15 protein-coding genes are annotated in these 16,633 nt (G+C 38.8%); 3 read left to right on the plus strand and 12 right to left on the minus strand.

All coding sequences use genetic code 11. The features are described 5' to 3' along the window. Positions 1-173: 173 nt before the first annotated feature. On the plus strand, positions 174-1,781 hold the full coding sequence (locus tag AC2SLN_RS02325; RefSeq protein WP_486548760.1) for an inorganic phosphate transporter: 1,608 nt from the start codon (positions 174-176) through the stop codon (positions 1,779-1,781). Between the two features lie 114 nt (positions 1,782-1,895). On the opposite strand, the gene AC2SLN_RS02330 is transcribed toward AC2SLN_RS02325, so the two are convergent. After that, positions 1,896-2,411, minus strand: coding sequence for a hypothetical protein (locus AC2SLN_RS02330; protein WP_486530085.1), 516 nt, complete (start codon positions 2,409-2,411; stop codon positions 1,896-1,898). Between the two features lie 709 nt (positions 2,412-3,120). On the opposite strand from AC2SLN_RS02330, the gene recJ reads away from it, so the two are divergent. Then, entirely contained in the window at positions 3,121-4,926 is a 1,806-nt protein-coding gene (gene recJ / locus AC2SLN_RS02335; protein ID WP_486548792.1) for a single-stranded-DNA-specific exonuclease RecJ, read from the plus strand. Positions 4,927-4,979: 53 nt separating this feature from the next. On the opposite strand, the gene AC2SLN_RS02340 is transcribed toward recJ, so the two are convergent. The 11 genes from AC2SLN_RS02340 to mrdA all read right to left on the minus strand — a co-directional run bounded on the left by AC2SLN_RS02340 (position 4,980) and on the right by mrdA (position 14,725). Beyond that, the gene (locus AC2SLN_RS02340; RefSeq protein WP_486530186.1) at positions 4,980-5,573 is read right to left on the minus strand and encodes a trimeric intracellular cation channel family protein; all 594 of its coding nucleotides are present in this window, start codon (positions 5,571-5,573) and stop codon (positions 4,980-4,982) included. 71 nt (positions 5,574-5,644) lie between these two features. Further along, positions 5,645-6,280, minus strand: a complete 636-nt coding sequence (locus tag AC2SLN_RS02345) for a trimeric intracellular cation channel family protein (RefSeq protein ID WP_486548759.1) — start codon at positions 6,278-6,280, stop codon at positions 5,645-5,647. Between the two features lie 387 nt (positions 6,281-6,667). Further along, complete coding sequence (locus AC2SLN_RS02350; protein WP_486548758.1) at positions 6,668-7,105, minus strand: ClpXP protease specificity-enhancing factor; 438 nt, start codon at positions 7,103-7,105, stop codon at positions 6,668-6,670. Between the two features lie 85 nt (positions 7,106-7,190). Then, the gene (locus AC2SLN_RS02355; RefSeq protein ID WP_486548757.1) at positions 7,191-7,808 is read right to left on the minus strand and encodes a glutathione S-transferase N-terminal domain-containing protein; all 618 of its coding nucleotides are present in this window, start codon (positions 7,806-7,808) and stop codon (positions 7,191-7,193) included. A gap of 292 nt (positions 7,809-8,100) precedes the next feature. After that, on the minus strand, positions 8,101-8,817 hold the full coding sequence (locus AC2SLN_RS02360) for a cytochrome c1 (protein WP_486548756.1): 717 nt from the start codon (positions 8,815-8,817) through the stop codon (positions 8,101-8,103). Then, positions 8,817-10,022, minus strand: a complete 1,206-nt coding sequence (locus tag AC2SLN_RS02365) for a cytochrome b (RefSeq protein ID WP_486548791.1) — start codon at positions 10,020-10,022, stop codon at positions 8,817-8,819. The genes AC2SLN_RS02360 and AC2SLN_RS02365 overlap by 1 nt, the downstream gene beginning before the upstream one ends. A 23-nt stretch (positions 10,023-10,045) precedes the next feature. Continuing rightward, entirely contained in the window at positions 10,046-10,630 is a 585-nt protein-coding gene (petA, locus tag AC2SLN_RS02370) for a ubiquinol-cytochrome c reductase iron-sulfur subunit (RefSeq protein WP_486548755.1), read from the minus strand. A gap of 289 nt (positions 10,631-10,919) precedes the next feature. Next, entirely contained in the window at positions 10,920-11,306 is a 387-nt protein-coding gene (gene rpsI / locus AC2SLN_RS02375) for a 30S ribosomal protein S9 (RefSeq protein WP_486548754.1), read from the minus strand. A 21-nt stretch (positions 11,307-11,327) separates the two neighbouring features. Further along, a complete protein-coding gene (gene rplM / locus AC2SLN_RS02380; protein WP_486530078.1) occupies positions 11,328-11,756 on the minus strand; it encodes a 50S ribosomal protein L13 in 429 nt (142 codons plus the stop codon). Positions 11,757-11,956: 200 nt separating this feature from the next. Continuing rightward, positions 11,957-12,718, minus strand: a complete 762-nt coding sequence (locus tag AC2SLN_RS02385) for an RsmD family RNA methyltransferase (RefSeq protein ID WP_486548753.1) — start codon at positions 12,716-12,718, stop codon at positions 11,957-11,959. Between the two features lie 66 nt (positions 12,719-12,784). Beyond that, on the minus strand, positions 12,785-14,725 hold the full coding sequence (gene mrdA / locus AC2SLN_RS02390) for a penicillin-binding protein 2 (protein ID WP_486548752.1): 1,941 nt from the start codon (positions 14,723-14,725) through the stop codon (positions 12,785-12,787). Positions 14,726-15,291: 566 nt separating this feature from the next. Between mrdA and AC2SLN_RS02395 the strand changes: the two genes are divergently transcribed. Next, the gene (locus AC2SLN_RS02395; RefSeq protein ID WP_486548751.1) at positions 15,292-16,611 is read left to right on the plus strand and encodes a DUF445 domain-containing protein; all 1,320 of its coding nucleotides are present in this window, start codon (positions 15,292-15,294) and stop codon (positions 16,609-16,611) included. Positions 16,612-16,633: the final 22 nt, after the last annotated feature.

Genomic DNA, 16,633 nt, shown 5'->3' on the forward strand with positions numbered 1-16,633 from the left:
TCTTAGTCAAAATGTAAATCGCAGCCATATATAATATTCTAAAAAGAAGAATAAAGCTGTTGATTCGCTTATTGACCAAACTAAAAGGAATTTCCCAAGTTTGCTGGAACCCCGTGGCTTATATAAAGTACGGGGTTTTATTTTATTCACACTGATTTGGCTAACAGACTATTATGCTTCCAAAGTCATCTAACCCAAAAGCGCCCAGTTTTAAAGGTTCAGTAAGAGCCAATTGGTTTTTTGGTTTATTACTCATAGCCGTAACTGCTTATTTTCTAAAGTGGGGTGTAACCTATACCAACCATCATCAAACAACCCTTTTTCTGGTGGCCACCCTCTTTGGTATATTCATGGCGTTTAATATAGGCGGAAATGATGTTGCCAACTCATTTGGCACCTCCGTCGGAGCAGGTACATTAACTATCCCACAAGCCTTGGCTGTTGCTGCAATATTTGAGGTATCTGGGGCTATCATTGCCGGCGGCGAAGTCACGGATACTATCCGTAAAGGCATTGTAAATCTTGATGGTCTTCCCGTTTCCGCAAACCAATTTATTTATGTCATGTTATCAGCATTGATAGCAGCTGCATTCTGGCTATTATTTGCCTCAAAAAAAGGTCTACCTGTTTCTACTACCCATTCTATTATTGGCGGTGTTGTCGGTAGTTCAATCATTATGGGGATTCAGATTGGTGGCACGGAAGTGGCACTGTCAACGGTTCAATGGGAAGCAGTGGGGCATATAGCCATATCATGGGTGTTATCTCCTGTACTTGGTGGGCTCTTAGCCTATGTATTGTATGGTCAAATAAAATTAAATATTTTGGCTTACAACGATCGTGCAGAACAGCGCTTAAAAGAGCTTAAAACCGCCAAAAAAGCCCTTAAGAAGCGTCATAAGGAGTTTGTCAGTCAGTTGTCTGAATCTCTACAGCTTTCATATACATCTGCTATGGTTCGTGATCAAGAGATTTATAAAGATGAAGATACAGAAAAAGAAGATTTAGAAACTGACTACTACCAAGAACTTTTTATTATTGAAAATGAACGCAAAGAGCTGGATATGCTGAAAGCTCTACGTAACTGGGTACCTTTAGTTGCCGCACTTGGTGGCATGGTTATGACTGCAATGGTAGTCTTCAAAGGGCTCAAGAATGTCGATATGTCTTTATCAACATTGCATAGCTTTTTGATTATTATTATGGTTGGTGCATTAATTTGGTTAACCATTTTCATTTATGCCAAGAGTATTAAGGGTAAACAAAAACAAGACTTAACCCGCGCAACTTTTGTACTATTTAGTTGGATGCAAGTTTTCACTGCAGCAGGGTTTGCATTTAGCCATGGTGCTAACGATATTGCGAATGCTGTAGGTCCATTTGCCGCTATTATGGATGTTATCCGTACCAATACTATCTCAAGTGAAGCTGCTGTTCCTAGTGCCGTTATGATTACCTTCGGCGTGGCGTTGATCGTCGGTTTATGGTTTATTGGTAAAGAGGTCATTCAAACGGTTGGTACAAACCTCGCTAAGATGCATCCCGCTTCTGGGTTTTCGGCAGAACTATCTGCAGCTGCTGTGGTTATGGGCGCGTCTATGCTTGGTCTTCCGGTATCAAGCACTCATGTGTTAGTGGGTGCGGTATTAGGCATTGGTATTGTCAATAAAGATACAAACTGGGCACTGATGAAGCCAATTGGGCTCGCATGGATTATTACGCTACCAGCGGCAGCAGCAATGTCTATGATAAGTTATCTAATTTTGATCCAAGTCTTTTAAGTTTAAAGTGTTTGGTTTAAGAAGCTAAGCATAAAATATTCAGGTAAAAAAAATCCCGCATGAAAATGCGGGATTTTTGTCTAAAATACCTAAGAGGCATCCAAAATGTATATTTTACACATTACGACCATGCTGGTTTTGCTGAATCTTTTTAGCCAATCGATAACACTCGTTAATGTGATCTGTGGCTATTTTTTTGAATATCATATAGCCCATGGTTGCCGCAACCATTTGACCACCTAAGGGAATAAACTTAGTCACTTGTTTTGCCACGATACGACCACCGAAGTTTTGTACAGTCTTTTTGACTACACCACGAGTTGCCATTAATCCTGCAAAATCAATAGCCCGATCTTTAACTTCACTCCAATGAACATCTTTTGACTCTAAATCAATGGCAGTATTTCGTTCAGAAATTAATCCGAAACGCTCACTAATCTGAGGTAAAAGTTGAGTTAACATACCTGCATCAACTGCAACATCAAAAAAAGGAACGGGGACAATGGCTACACCAGCAGACAACTTTGCACGTTTTTTTACAAGTGCCTCACACTCTTTTTTAATTTTCTCAAGGTTCAAATCTGGATCAATAGTTTCAGGTAGTTTTTGTATATCTGGAGTTGTTTTCATACATATCCTTATAGGGTAGGTTTATAGGGGTTTAACTGACTTATTACTTATTATAGTAGAGTGGCTATACTTAAGTGCAATCATTAACTACGTCTATTTAATTGAGTAACTTGCTCAACAATGTTAACTCATAACTCAAATTTTTAAATCATAAGCTTAACTACATACAATTGGTATTATTAATTAAATTAATAAGATACTCATTAATTAACTTGCTTAATTTATGTTATATAGCTCTATTTTAATACTAGGGGAATAATGCTCAATAGGTGGTTTGTATTAATTTTGACCAAAAAACGTATTAAAGGCATATATATTAACATTATGATTAAACAAAAGGCTTAAACAAATTACACAAGTGCTAAGATATTCAAACTTATCTATTTTAATTTATTCTAAAATACGCATAGGTTATTTTTTTGCATGAGTTTATGAGTTAAAGATATACAATTTCGGATAGAAAGATGATTAGTGAATAAGGTTATCTTTGCAAAAACGTATTTATTGAATGGATTCTAAGCTAACCCTTTTATCTCTAAAGTATTTTAACCTAAGATCTGTTCATCTAGTAGTCTGGTAATAGTAGTCTGGTAACTGATATTAGTTTTATCATAATGAAAGACAACACTCAGTCCTACAAATATAGCCTTGCCTCAGTTTATAGTATTCAAAACTTTCAAATTCCACTTAAGCTAAGTACAATAGCATGATGCTAAATTTAACCCCCCGATTCACAGGTAAATTGCCTGAAGACCTACCCCCTACCTTATTACCTCTATATGAGCAGTCAGCAACATTGACTCGGCTGTTTATTGCCCGTGGTATCCGCACAGTCAACGAGCTTGATTATTCATTGTCTACATTGCTATCTGCCAGTGACCTATATGATATTGACAAGGCCATGTTATTACTCGATGAGGCCATTGATACCAATAAGCGCATATTAATAGTTGGCGATTTTGATTGCGATGGGGCAACTAGCACAGCCTTGATGATGAAAGTGTTGGGCGACATGGGAGCAAATGTGCAGTTTATTGTGCCAGATAGATTTAAGTATGGCTACGGGTTGACACCTGAAATTGTCCAGCTTGGTATTGATACCTATCAACCAGACGTTATCGTTACCGTCGATAATGGCATTTCTAGTCATGAAGGGGTTAACAAAGCCAAAGAAAATGGCATAACGGTTATCATTACAGACCATCATTTAACCACTAAACCAACACCAGAAGCTGATGCTGTCGTTAATCCAAATCAATTAACTTGTAACTTTGATAGTAAGGCTTTAGTAGGTGTTGGTGTAGCTTTTTATCTGCTTGGACGCTTGTCAAAACATCGCCGTGATAATGATAAATTATCAGTGCAAGTGAGCCAATACTTAGACTTAGTGGCACTTGGTACGATTGCTGATGTTGGTGTGCTTGATCATAACAACCGTACTTTAGTACACCATGGCCTAAAAGCGATTAGGTCTGGGCAATGCTCATTAGGTATTTTAGCCATATTAGAGTTAGCAGGCCGTGATCACAAGAAAATGACAGTGCAAGACTTCGGCTTTGTAATTGGTCCACGTATTAACGCTGCGGGTCGTATGGATAATATGCGTATCGGTATCGAGTGTTTAATGGCTGAGGATTGGGCGGATGCTCAACGCTTAGCTTATGAATTAGACCGTCTAAATAAAGAGCGTCGCCGTGTAGAAAGTACGATGCGTGAGCAAGCAGATGACATACTGAATCAGTTACAACTGACAGACACGGTGATGGATAGTGAGGTCCAAGATAGCGGTATTTTTCCTAAAATAGAGCAAGATAAGGTAAGCTCTCGTGGCATTGTGCTATATCAGGATGACTGGCATCAAGGCGTGATAGGTATTGTCGCAGGTCGGTTGAAAGAAACTTACTACCGGCCTTCTATTGTGTTTGCGCCAGCGGACAGCAATAAGCTAGGGGATGAGGATTTAATTAAAGGCTCTGCACGGTCTATACCTGGCATTCACATTCGTGATGCGATTGAAGCGATTGCTGAAAATAAGCCTGAGTTAATTAGTCACTTTGGTGGGCACGCCATGGCAGCTGGATTAACCCTAAAAAAAGGTAACTACAAACCCTTTATGCAAGCGTTTTGCCATTTAATGGATACAATCGATGAGACAGTATTTGAAGAGGAGAGCTTCACGGATGGTCAGCTTTTAGCTGATGATTTTAGCTTGCAATTTGTAGATGCTCTTAATAATACAAATATTTGGGGTCACGGGTTTGTGCCACCACAGTTTGATGGGATATTTGAGGTTGTTCAATTTAAGGTTTTAAAAGATAAGCATTTAAAACTATCGCTTAAATATCCAGGGGTTCAGTACCCAATTGATGCAATTTGGTTTAATTTTGACCTCCAAGTTTGGGATTACAAGGCTGAGCAAGTACATGTATTGTTTGAGTTAGATATCAATGAGTGGAATGGCAATCAAAATATCCAGTTGATGATTAAAGATTTGTCATTGATTAAACCATCATAGCTTATTCTAAAAGTTGTTGGTCTAATAAGTTGCTGATTCACCGAAATTTAAGTCTATTTGCTGTAAAGTTCAATATCTGGAAATTTCCATTCGTATCGGATAGCAAGTGAGCGAATGATGAAAATTGTCAGCATGGTCGTTATTTCAACTATCCATTGACTAATACCAAACGTTGGTAGTATGAAATATAGGCTACCCCCTAGTAATGCTGGAGTTATGTATATTTCATGCTGTAGCACCAGTGGGATTTCATTACAAATCATATCTCGAATAATACCACCTACAATGATAGTGATAACACCAAACAATAATGAAACGGCAATATTTGCTCCCATGCTTACGGCAACCTTGATACCAATAAGGGTAAAAGCAGATAGGCCAATAGTGTCGAAAAGTTTTAGCAGTTTGTCGACATGTCGTGAGTTAGGATGGAAAAAAACTTGGAAGGCGAGTGAGGTTACTGTAATGACGGTTAAGTAACTCATATCGACCATCCAAAAAAGGGGGTGTCGATCTAATATGACATCTCGTACGGTACCGCCGCCAATTGCAGTAACAATCGACACTAATAGACAGCCAAAAACATCAAACTGTTTGTGCTTGGCCAATATTGTTCCGGATATGCTACAGGCAATTATTCCTATCATATCAAAGGCAAAAATAAGGGAGGTAGGGTCAAAGGTTGTATCCACTATTTTACCTATATACTGAGTTGAAATTAATGTACCATCCTGATCGAAGGCAGATGCCAGTCAAACTTTAAAGCCAAAAGGCGCACTACAAATATGACGCCAAGCATAATAAAGTCATTTAAACCTGTATGCACTCCTAAATACTCCAATGATAAGTAAACACACGAACCAATCAAGCTTGCCGTAATATAGATCTCTCTTTGCAATACCAAAGGTATCTCATTGCATATGACGTCGCGAATCATACCTCCTACAATAGCCGTACATACAGCCATTAGAATTGCAATTATTGGCGAGGTATCGTGGGTTAGGGCAACTTTCAACCCAATCACACTAAATGCAGCAAGACCCACTGCGTCAAATAACTTTAAAGCATTATCAATCTTGTGATATAGATGAAAAAAAACCTGTAATATCAAAGAGGTGAGGCTAATCACAATGACATAGCTTAAATCTGTCATCCAAAACAAAGGGTGGCGATTAAGTAATAAATCACGAATAGTACCGCCGCCAATCGCATTGACCATAGAGACTAAAATACATCCAGTAATGTCGAATCCTTTATGCTGTGCCAACAAGGTGCCAGCAATAGCACAAGCTATGACACCAATCATGTCAAAGATATAAATTAAATTCTCTGGACTTATCAAATGTTCTGGCATATATGTGCACTGTTGTTAAATTAATGAGGGTTAACTTTTAAACTTAGTATTGGTTGTCTTGCTTGACTTAAGTTTGAATGTGTATACACAAATGAAAAGGCCTCTTGAATCAAGAGACCTTTCCCTAAAATTACTTTATCTTCTAAGCTTTATCTTCTAAATTGGTAACGCTTCTCAATATAGCTACTTAGGAATGTATCTTAAAGTAGATATATATCCTACCTTCACGGTTGACTTTAAGGCTGATTCTACGATTTTCATTGTTATCTAAGTTATCTAAACCAAGCAATAATACACCATATTGTATTAAAGTCATTACAATGTCGCATATAACCGCCATTTTACAACAGTTACTTACGTTACACCTAGTGAACGTAGTTAAATGGACTACTTCAAAACTTTAAGTCCTGCTTTGTTTTCACGCTTTGGCTTATTAGGTGCAGAACTTGTGTCAGTTGTCGATTTGTTGTTTTCACTTGGTGTATAGTTTTCATACTCACTGGGATCAAAAAACATACCTTGGGAATTTTCTTTAGAGTAAATCCCCATTACCGCATGCATAGGCACCCACAAATCACGTGAAACACCGCCAAAACGAGCACTAAAGCTAATAAAATCATTGTCAATAGACAAACTACCTGTAGCCTGACTGGCGATATTTAAAACAATTTGACCGTCCTGAACGTATTCAGTTGGAATAATCAAGTTATCTTGAGTCGCATCTACTAAGAGATAGGGCGTTAACATATTATCTTCTAGCCACTCATACATTGCTCGAACCATATAAGGGCGGCTAGGGGTTAAATTTAAATCTTGCACTGACATATCAACCTCTTAAACGCTTAAAATAAAGTAAATATCATTCATATATCGATTTAATAAACATAGAAATTGAATGGTGACATTAACTCTATTTTGTAATTGTATTTATAAAGCTTTCTCTTTCAAAAATACGTTTTTGATATTCAAAAAGTGGGCGACATAAATGGGTTGGCAGCTCTATTTGCATATCATCTAAACGGTATAGCATTACCCCTAGTAAAATATCACACCAACCAAAGTCATCCGACATGAAATATGTGGATTGTCCAAAAATTGGCGATAAAGTCACTAAGGCATCTGAAAGTTTACGCCGAGCTATATCCGCTTGTTTTGCATTAAAGCTGTCTTTATGAGTCAGTAAAACTCTGCCAAGTTTTAACCAGTCGTTTTGAATACGCCACGCCAATTGACGTTGAATCGCTTTCATTTTTGGTGTATCTGGTAGCAGCTTATTGCCATGATACCGATCTTCTAAATACTCAAAGATAACATTTAATTCATATAAGCTAAAGTCACGATGCATGAGAACAGGTAGACTATTGTAAGGGTTTAATTGGCGTAAATCTTCAGGACGTTCACTATCAAGTAACGACAGATAGTACTTTAATTTTTTCTCAGCCAGAATGAATTTTACAACATGACTATCATAACCATCATCGGCATATAAAATTAGCTGGCTATCAGGTATGTCATTTGGGTTTATCATATACTCAGGGTGCCAATAAGTTGACTAGCATCGTAACTAAACTATTTCAGTTTATCAATAGAATAGTATAAACCTATTTCCAAAACTTAATAAAGATTTAACCATATGATTTATAGAGCAACATTAATTTTCACAAACCTCACTTTTCTGTTTAGAAGATATATCAGTTTACTTACCGTTCATGAATTATATCAATTTAAACAATATTAATTGTGTTATTTGAATATTCTGGATTAGCTTTAGAATAAAAAAAGACGATAATTAATATCGTCTTTTTTAAATGAAGAGTCGTTTATTTAATATCTTTCCAGAACTCTTTATTAAGTAGATAGACTGGTATTAATAATACCAGTAAAAATAAAAGTACATAGAACCCATAGCGTTGGCGATCTTCACGAACAGGTTCAGCCATCCATGCCATAAAGTTAACTAAATCACCCACACGATCACGATACTCTTGCTCACCTAATTCATTTTGAAGATTAAGTAAAACATGAGGCATCGCTGCGTTTTTAAGTACTAGGTTATTAGCTCCCCAAGGGCGACTGGGATCTTCATAAAAACTTAGTAGATAGGTGTATACCCAGTCATCTCCACGCAGTCTGCTCTCTAGAGATAAATCTGGAGGGGCAGCACCAAACCATGATGCTTGTACTTCTGGATCAATCTGGGCATCAATATGATCACCAATACCATCAGCAGTCACTAGAAGGTATTTTTCAACCAATTCAGGTGGGATATCCAAATCTTGAGCAATACGTGAGTGGCGAACATATTTCGCAGAATGACACCCTGCGCAATAGTTCATGAACATGGTAGCACCACGTTGTAGCGAGCCCTTATTATTGAAATCAATAGGGGCTGTACTACAAGTTAAGCTTTCTTCATGGCCTTCAGCATTGGTAAAGGTACCGCATCCGCCACCCCCAGATGCTTGGGCAGTGGTAGCAGCTAAGGCAATGGCAACACCAAATCCGAAGCCAGCAAATGATTTTTTAATCGCATTCATTAGTGACCTCCAGTAACGCGTTCAGGTGGTTGCTTACATTTTTCAATTGATGTGTATATTGGCATCAAGAAAAAGAATAAGAAGTACAATACTGTAAATATACGACCTAAGATAGTGTTAAGTGGGGTAGAGGGAGCAACACCCAAATAGCCTAGGAATACAAAACTAATGACAAAGATAGTAAGAGCAATCTTCGATAGAATCCCTTTATAGCGTATTGATTTAACAGGTGAACGATCTAACCATGGCAACAAGAATAACATAGCAATAGCACCGCCCATTGCGATGACCCCGCCAAGCTTATCAGGAACAGCACGTAGAATGGCATAAAATGGGGTGTAATACCATACAGGTGCGATATGTTCAGGTGTTTTAAGCGAATTAGCAACTTCAAAGTTTGGCTTTTCTAAGAAGAAACCGCCACCTTCAGGGAAGAAGAATACCACTGCAAAAAATATGATAAAGAATACCACAATACCTACCATATCGTGCACGGTATAGTAAGGATGGAATGGAACGCCATCTAACGGAATACCGTTTTTGTCTTTAAGTTTCTTAATGTCAACGCCATCAGGGTTATTAGAACCAACATGGTGTAAGGCAACTAAGTGAATAAATACTAATCCAACAAGCACTAAAGGAATGGCAACCACGTGCAAGGCGAAGAAACGGTTAAGGGTAATGCCCGATATTAAATAGTCTCCACGTACCCACTCTGCAAGACCATCTCCAATGACTGGAATAGCCGCAGGTAGATTAAGAATAACTTGAGCACCCCAGAATGACATATTACCCCAAGGCAGCAAGTAGCCAAAGAAGCCTTCAGCCATTAAGCACAGATAAATACCCATACCGATGAGCCAAATAAGCTCACGAGGTTTTTTGTATGAACCGTAAAGCATACCCCTAAACATATGCAGATAAACGACAACAAAGAATGCTGATGCACCAGTTGAGTGCATGTAACGAATTAACCAGCCACCTTTAACATCACGCATGATGTATTCGACAGATGCAAAAGCACCTTCAGCACTAGGGTTAAACATCATCGTCAACCATATACCAGTAACAAGCTGGTTGACTAATACAATCATTGATAGTACGCCGAAGAAGTACCAAAAGTTAAAGTTTTTTGGGGCATAATACTTTGACATATGGTATTCATATGTCTCAGTTGCGGGGAATCGAGCGTCAACCCAGTTCATCAAATTTTTACCAATACTCATAATTAAACCTCCCCGACAGTTAAGATAGGCCCATCTACACTGTACTCAGGAATGGGTAAATTAAGTGGGGCAGGAACGCCCTTATATACACGCCCAGATAAATCATATAGTGAACCGTGACATGGACAGAAGAAGCCACCATACCAGTTATCACCACCTAAATCAGCCGCGCCAACATCTGGACGGTAGTTAGGTGCACAACCTAAATGAGTACAAACCCCTTCAACGACTAAAATACTCGGATCACGTGAGCGAGTTTGGTTTTTGGCATATTCAGGTTGAATGGATGCTTCTGATTCAGGATCACTAAGCATTGGTGTGACATCTTCCAACATGGCTACCATTTCGTCGGTACGTTTGACAACAAATATGGGTTTACCACGATATTTAACCACAATCATTTGGCCATCTTCGATAGCACTAATGTCTTGTGTAACGGCAGCACCAGCAGCTTCAGCTTTCGCACTTGGATACCAAGAGCGGACAAACGGTGTTGCGACTGCAGCAACCCCAACTGCACCTATTGCAGCAGATGTAGCAATCAGTACTCTACGACGTTTTATGTTGACGCCTTCGGCATGGCTCATTAAAAACTTCCTCCAGATAATAGTCATGAAACAACTACCACTAGTCAAGAAATAACTAGTGTCGTTTCAAACTGGTATGTATTACCCAATTAAACTTAAGAGACATTAAAACCTCTTTACCAAGCTTATTAGGTTACATTGGCTTTGCCTATTTATTTCTAATTGTGTCTATTCTAAGCTATTTTGGCTATAAAATAAATTCAAATATGCAAAAAACAAAAAACCCCTGCGTAAACAAGGGTTTTTTTTTGTATCTGATAGTCACGACTATGCTAGTCGTACAAAATTATTAACGTTTAGAGAACTGAGGACGCTTACGTGCTTTGCGTAGACCCAATTTCTTACGTTCAACTTGTCGTGAGTCACGAGTAACAAAACCAGCTTCTTTAAGAGCAGGCTTTAAAGTTTCGTCAGACTCAATTAGAGCACGAGTAATACCGTGACGGATAGCACCCGCTTGACCATTAATACCACCACCTTTAACGGTAACGTACACATCATAGCTCTCGCCAGCTTCTAGCAGTTCAAATGGTTGACGAACAACCATACGAGATGTTTCGCGACCAAAGTACTCTTCAAGGGGCTTGCCGTTTACAACGATGTTGCCTGTACCTTTAGATAAGAATACTCGGGCAGTAGATGTTTTACGACGACCAGTTCCGTAATTGCGTTCCATAACTTACTCCTGATTATGCGATTAGATGTCTAGTTCTTGAGGCTGCTGGGCGGCGTGTGGATGCTCTGTACCAGCGTATAGCTTCAATTTCTTGATAGTAGCATAACCAAGAGGGCCTTTAGGTAACATGCCTTTGACAGCTTTTAAAAGAACTTCTTCTGGCTTATGAGCGATTAACTTAGTAAAGTTAGTCTCTTTAATACCGCCAGGATAACCGCTATGACGATAGTATTTTTTATCCTGTGCTTTTTTACCGGTTACAGTAACCTTATCAGCATTGATAACTACGATATAATCGCCTGTATCAACATGAGGAGTAAAAGAAGGCTTATGCTTACCACGGAGGCGAGAAGCAATTTGAGTGGCAAGACGACCTAAAGTTTTACCTTCAGCATCTACGATATACCAGTCGTGAGTAACCTCAGCGGGCTTTGCACTTTGTGTTTTCATGATTAAACCTTAAGTTGTCGAGTGAAACAGCCGTCATTGATATTATGAAAGATACTGATCACGTCTGTTTCACTTTTGTTGAGAGTGTTAGGGGAAACGGGGCTCTCAAAAAACAGACGCACATTGTATGCATTCCTGACGAAAAAAGCAATAGGCTATTATAAATAGAAGCAGATATTTATTGGCGCTTTACCCTAGGTTCAAGCGATTTGGCTTTGGGCTTTTTTGCTTAAATCAATTTTTAGTAAAGTGGCAAATATTTGTCCTATTTTGCACTGTTTAATCAGACTGTATGAGTATGATAGTTGCTGCAAAGTTTGAGTAATGGGTCGTTTATCTTCTATATAAAACAAAGTGTTTTCATTAACTATTTGCTCGCTGATTAACCCCTCAATCATAGGTACCCAGAGATTTAGGTCGTAAGGAGGATCGACAAATACAATATGATAGTGGAGAGGTTCAGGGTTTTTCTGCTCAATGTTTTGATTGCCACAAACGTTATCATTTGGATCTATTTTTTTAGCTGTCAAGCTAGTGCTTAACCTCCCTGTTAAAGTCGGTATAATATTCATGGCATTAGCGTTATAAACAGTGGCTTGATGTTTATTTAGCTTAAACTTTTCTGCTGTCTGGCTAATTAAAGCGGCTTGAGTTGGTTGTAATTCAATAAAGGTCGCATGAGCCGCACCGCGAGATAATGCTTCAAGTCCTAAAACACCGCTACCCGCACAAAGATCTAAGACATTAGCGTCAAAAAGTTCGAACTGTATCCAGTTAAATAGCGTCTCTCTAAGTCTGTCAGGTGTGGGGCGCAGTCCATCAGCATCTATAAAAGGCACAAGTTGGCGTTTATAGCGTCCACCAATAATACGTACACGGCTGAGGGAGGGCTCTTTTTTTAAGCGTGAAGAGCTGTTACCAGAAGTTTTTTTGGTTGTTAAGTACTGGCTATGGCGACTCATAAGACCCTGTCATCAATTATGCTTATAGTTTAAGTGTTTGTTTTGAAATTTTGTTCTTCAATTAAGCTACTGTTCTGTATCTGTATCCGCTTCCTCTAAAGTATCTAATGCGGCCTTTTGAGCGGCCTTCTCTGCTCTGATTGCTTCGAGTTCTTCATGGGTAGGGGGTAATAAAGGGTTTTTAGGGCGGCGTAGCACCCAATAATCAAATAAAGCACGACCAATTGGCGCTGCTGTTTTACTGCCGCCACCGCCATTCTCAACCAATATGGCCAGTGCAATCTGTGGGTTGTCAACTGGTGCAAACCCTGTAAACCAAGCATGATCCCAGTGGCGTTTATCGAGTTGGCTTTTATTGTAGCTTTTGCCCTGAGCAATAGACTTAACCTGTGCTGTACCTGTTTTGCCTGCAATTCGATAAGTTGGGGTATAAATGCCTCGGGCGGTTCCTCGTTTTACAGTTTGTTCCATTGCACTTGTCATCTTCAACCAATCAGAACGATCACCATTAAATTCAATATGACCAGTTGGTTTATCTATTGGTTGCACAAAGGCTGCCCCTTCAGAGCTTTTAAGCAGGTGTGGGATTATTTTTTGACCGAGACTGGCCGTTATGGCCGTGGCATTAGCGACTTGTAATGGTGTTGCTAAAAAGTATCCTTGACCAATGCTGACTGAAATAGTATCTCCTGGTAGCCAGTTTTTATCATAAGTTTCTTTTTTCCATTGGGGTGAGGGCATGACGCCAGTTTTCTCACTGGGTAAATCAATACCTGTCTTACTGCCAAAACCAAACCGTACCATCCAATCATGCAGGCGCTGAATACCCAATTGATAAGACAATTTATAGTAGTAGGTATCTACAGACATTACTATAGACTTGGTCAGGTTCACTGTGCCGTGTCCACCGCGTTTCCAATCTCTGAAGCGGTGAGTGTCTCCTGGTAAGGTAAAATAACCAGGATCATAGATGGTGTCGTTCCAACTCATGACGCCATAATGAATACCGGCTAGACCTTCGAAAGGTTTGATCGTAGACGCAGGAGGATACATACCTTGCAATGCACGGTTATAGAGCGGTTGATCTGGATCATCTCTTAAGTTGCCATAATCTTTGAAGGATATACCAGAGATAAATGGGTTTGGATCAAAACTTGGATTGCTGACAAAAGCTAATACATCCCCATTTTGAGGATCTATGGCAATGATAGCACCACGGCGACCATCTAATTGCTCCTGAGCTACTTTTTGCAATCCGTAATCTAAGCTTAAATAGATATCATTACCAGGAATTGGTGGAGAACTTTCAAGTTCTCTTAAAACATCGCCATGCACATTGGTTTCAACCGCCTTATAACCTGGCTTACCCAACAATATATTTTCATATTGCTTCTCGATGCCAATTTTTCCAATGATATCTGTACCCGCATATAAATCTTTATCAATCTGTTTAGATTCTTTATCGTTAATCCGTCCGACGTAGCCAATAGCATGGGCAAAAAGTTCATCATAAGGGTAAAAACGGGTAAATTTACTCTGGATACTGACGCCTTTAAAAAAGGGTTTACGCTCACTAAACTGCGCTACCTGCTCCTCGTTCAAATCAATTTTTATGGTAACAGGATCATTTTTGTTTTTATCGATACGCGCCAAAATATCAGTAATCTCCTCATTTGTTAACTTAAAAATAGGCGCGAGTAGCTTTAGGGTACGTTCAGGATCTTTGACATCATCTGGGCTCAACATAGCGGTAAAGACAGATTTATTATCTGCCAATAAATACCCGTTACGGTCATAAATATAACCGCGCGAAGGTGGGTCAGAGATGAGCTTGATACGATTGTTATCAGACTGCATGGTATATTGATCATGCGAGTACACTTGCAAAAACCAGTATCGGGCAAGTAACACCCCTAGACCTAAAAAAATAAATATGGCAGCAAATAAGATTCGATTGCCAAATATCCTGTTTTCCTGGCGGATGTCTTTAGAAATAGGTTGTTTCATTAAAAATTACTTAGCAGGCAAAAGAAAGGGTTACTGCAATAAAGAGACAGATGTTTAAGTCACTATGGCAAAAAAGGCGAAAATGGCATAACAAACCGCATTTTCTTTAGTGAGGTATATGATACTTTAATAAGATAGTTAGAACTAATGAGGTAGCTGGTTATTTAGTAATAGATGTAGTGCTTTACTTCTTATCTAGTACAACTTTAGCCATCTTTAATTTTCCATCACTAATTGTAGAATTATATCATATCAATTTTATATAACAGCTTTATATAAGAAGAGGGATATATAACAAGAAATTATATTTACTATTGGCTTAATGTCACTAAATAACCGCTTCTTTTTAACTAGATATGGTAGTTAGTCATATGACTCATTAATAATACATCACTAAGTAAAATATCCATGAATGTGGTAAAATCCTGCTTTCAAATGTACATAGAAAGTAGCCACACAGGTATACATACGGATCAAGCGTATGTGCCTATTATAATATAGGCGTATGTGCCTATCATAAATGTATAAATGCGTATTATTAGTGATTTATAGGCGATATAATAATAATGCTGTCCAATTTATGGCAAGTCCTTAGCGATCACCCTGAGTTTCTGGCAATGCTGACAATTCCATTTGTTACCGCATTTGTCACGTGGGCCCATGTGTGGATGGCCTTAAAGATGTTATTTTATCCTATATCCTTTTGGGGTATAAGAATTCCTAGCTTGCCTTTTAATATACAAGGCTTAGGTTGGCAAGGAATTGTACCTGCTAAAGCAGGTAAGATATCAGGTGTTATTGTTGATCAAACCTTATCAAAGCTTGGTTCACTTGACGAGTTTTTTCAGGCGATGGAACCTGAAGAAATGGCAGACTTCATTACAAAGACTGTTGACTCCAATCTTGAGTTATTGATTGATGAAATAATGAATGAGCGTTCTGCTGTATTATGGACCAACTTACCTTATGCGGTAAAACGTCGTATCTATGCCCATGCGCATGAAGAGATGCCAAGTATCATGAAGTCATTGGTCATTGATTTAACCAACAATGTTGAAAATTTGGTTGATATGCGCCAGATGATTGTGCGTACGATGGAGAGCGACCGTCGACTGATGGTTAATATGTTTTTAAAAGTTGGTCAAAAAGAGATTGATTACATTTGGCATATTAGTGCGCTTATCGGATTTATTTTTGGCATTATTCAGATGTTTATATACTTAATCGTACCGCAACATTGGACGGTTCCATTCTTTGCAGCGATTTGGGGTTTTTTGACCAATTGGATTGCTATCTGGATGGTATTTAATCCAGTAGATCCAAAGCCCATAAAGTATCTTAAAATTTTTAAGCGTCTTCAAAGTTTCCCATATATAGTACCTGTGCTACCTAGAATAGATACTTATCAATGGCAAGGTGGCTTTATGAAGCGCCAACCTGAAGTATCAGAAGTCTTTGCTGAGATTGTGGTTAAAGACTTGGTAACGCTTGAAAACATCATGCATGAAATGATGTACGGCCCTAAGGCAGCTCAAACTAGGGATTTAATGAAGCAGCATTTGTATGACGTGCTTGAGTCGCCATTGGTCAAGACGACGCTTAGGGTAGGGCTTGGTCGTCGAGAGTTCGGACAGCTAAAAAATACTATTATTGATAAATCTATAGACGCGACCATGATTCCAATTCGCGACCCTCAATTAAATGAAAGCCGAGCTAGCAAAGTTTTTGTCTTATTTAGAGATCGAATCAAAGCCTTATCATCACGAGAGTTTCAAAATTTATTACGACCCGCTTTTCAAGAGGATGAAACTACCCTTATTATTCTAGGGGGGGTAACTGGCTTTCTAGCGGGTTGGTTGCACTTAATTATCGTATTTTATCCTTAACTGAATTGAATAATTGTTCAAC

Source organism: Psychrobacter sp. CX90 (genome assembly GCF_057396305.2).

Bases quoted from the DNA above. Each gene is read 5' to 3' on its own strand.
- AC2SLN_RS02360 (WP_486548756.1), bottom strand. From the start codon at position 8,817: ATGAATGCGATTAAAAAATCATTTGCTGGCTTCGGATTTGGTGTTGCC.
- mrdA (WP_486548752.1), bottom strand. From the start codon at position 14,725: ATGAAACAACCTATTTCTAAAGACATCCGCCAGGAAAACAGGATATTT.
- rpsI (WP_486548754.1), bottom strand. From the start codon at position 11,306: ATGGAACGCAATTACGGAACTGGTCGTCGTAAAACATCTACTGCCCGA.
- AC2SLN_RS02395 (WP_486548751.1), top strand. From the start codon at position 15,292: ATGCTGTCCAATTTATGGCAAGTCCTTAGCGATCACCCTGAGTTTCTG.
- petA (WP_486548755.1), bottom strand. From the start codon at position 10,630: ATGAGCCATGCCGAAGGCGTCAACATAAAACGTCGTAGAGTACTGATT.
- AC2SLN_RS02330 (WP_486530085.1), bottom strand. From the start codon at position 2,411: ATGAAAACAACTCCAGATATACAAAAACTACCTGAAACTATTGATCCA.
- AC2SLN_RS02325 (WP_486548760.1), top strand. From the start codon at position 174: ATGCTTCCAAAGTCATCTAACCCAAAAGCGCCCAGTTTTAAAGGTTCA.
- AC2SLN_RS02340 (WP_486530186.1), bottom strand. From the start codon at position 5,573: ATGATAGGAATAATTGCCTGTAGCATATCCGGAACAATATTGGCCAAG.
- AC2SLN_RS02350 (WP_486548758.1), bottom strand. From the start codon at position 7,105: ATGTCAGTGCAAGATTTAAATTTAACCCCTAGCCGCCCTTATATGGTT.
- rplM (WP_486530078.1), bottom strand. From the start codon at position 11,756: ATGAAAACACAAAGTGCAAAGCCCGCTGAGGTTACTCACGACTGGTAT.
- recJ (WP_486548792.1), top strand. From the start codon at position 3,121: ATGCTAAATTTAACCCCCCGATTCACAGGTAAATTGCCTGAAGACCTA.
- AC2SLN_RS02355 (WP_486548757.1), bottom strand. From the start codon at position 7,808: ATGATAAACCCAAATGACATACCTGATAGCCAGCTAATTTTATATGCC.
- AC2SLN_RS02385 (WP_486548753.1), bottom strand. From the start codon at position 12,718: ATGAGTCGCCATAGCCAGTACTTAACAACCAAAAAAACTTCTGGTAAC.
- AC2SLN_RS02345 (WP_486548759.1), bottom strand. From the start codon at position 6,280: ATGCCAGAACATTTGATAAGTCCAGAGAATTTAATTTATATCTTTGAC.
- AC2SLN_RS02365 (WP_486548791.1), bottom strand. From the start codon at position 10,022: ATGAACTGGGTTGACGCTCGATTCCCCGCAACTGAGACATATGAATAC.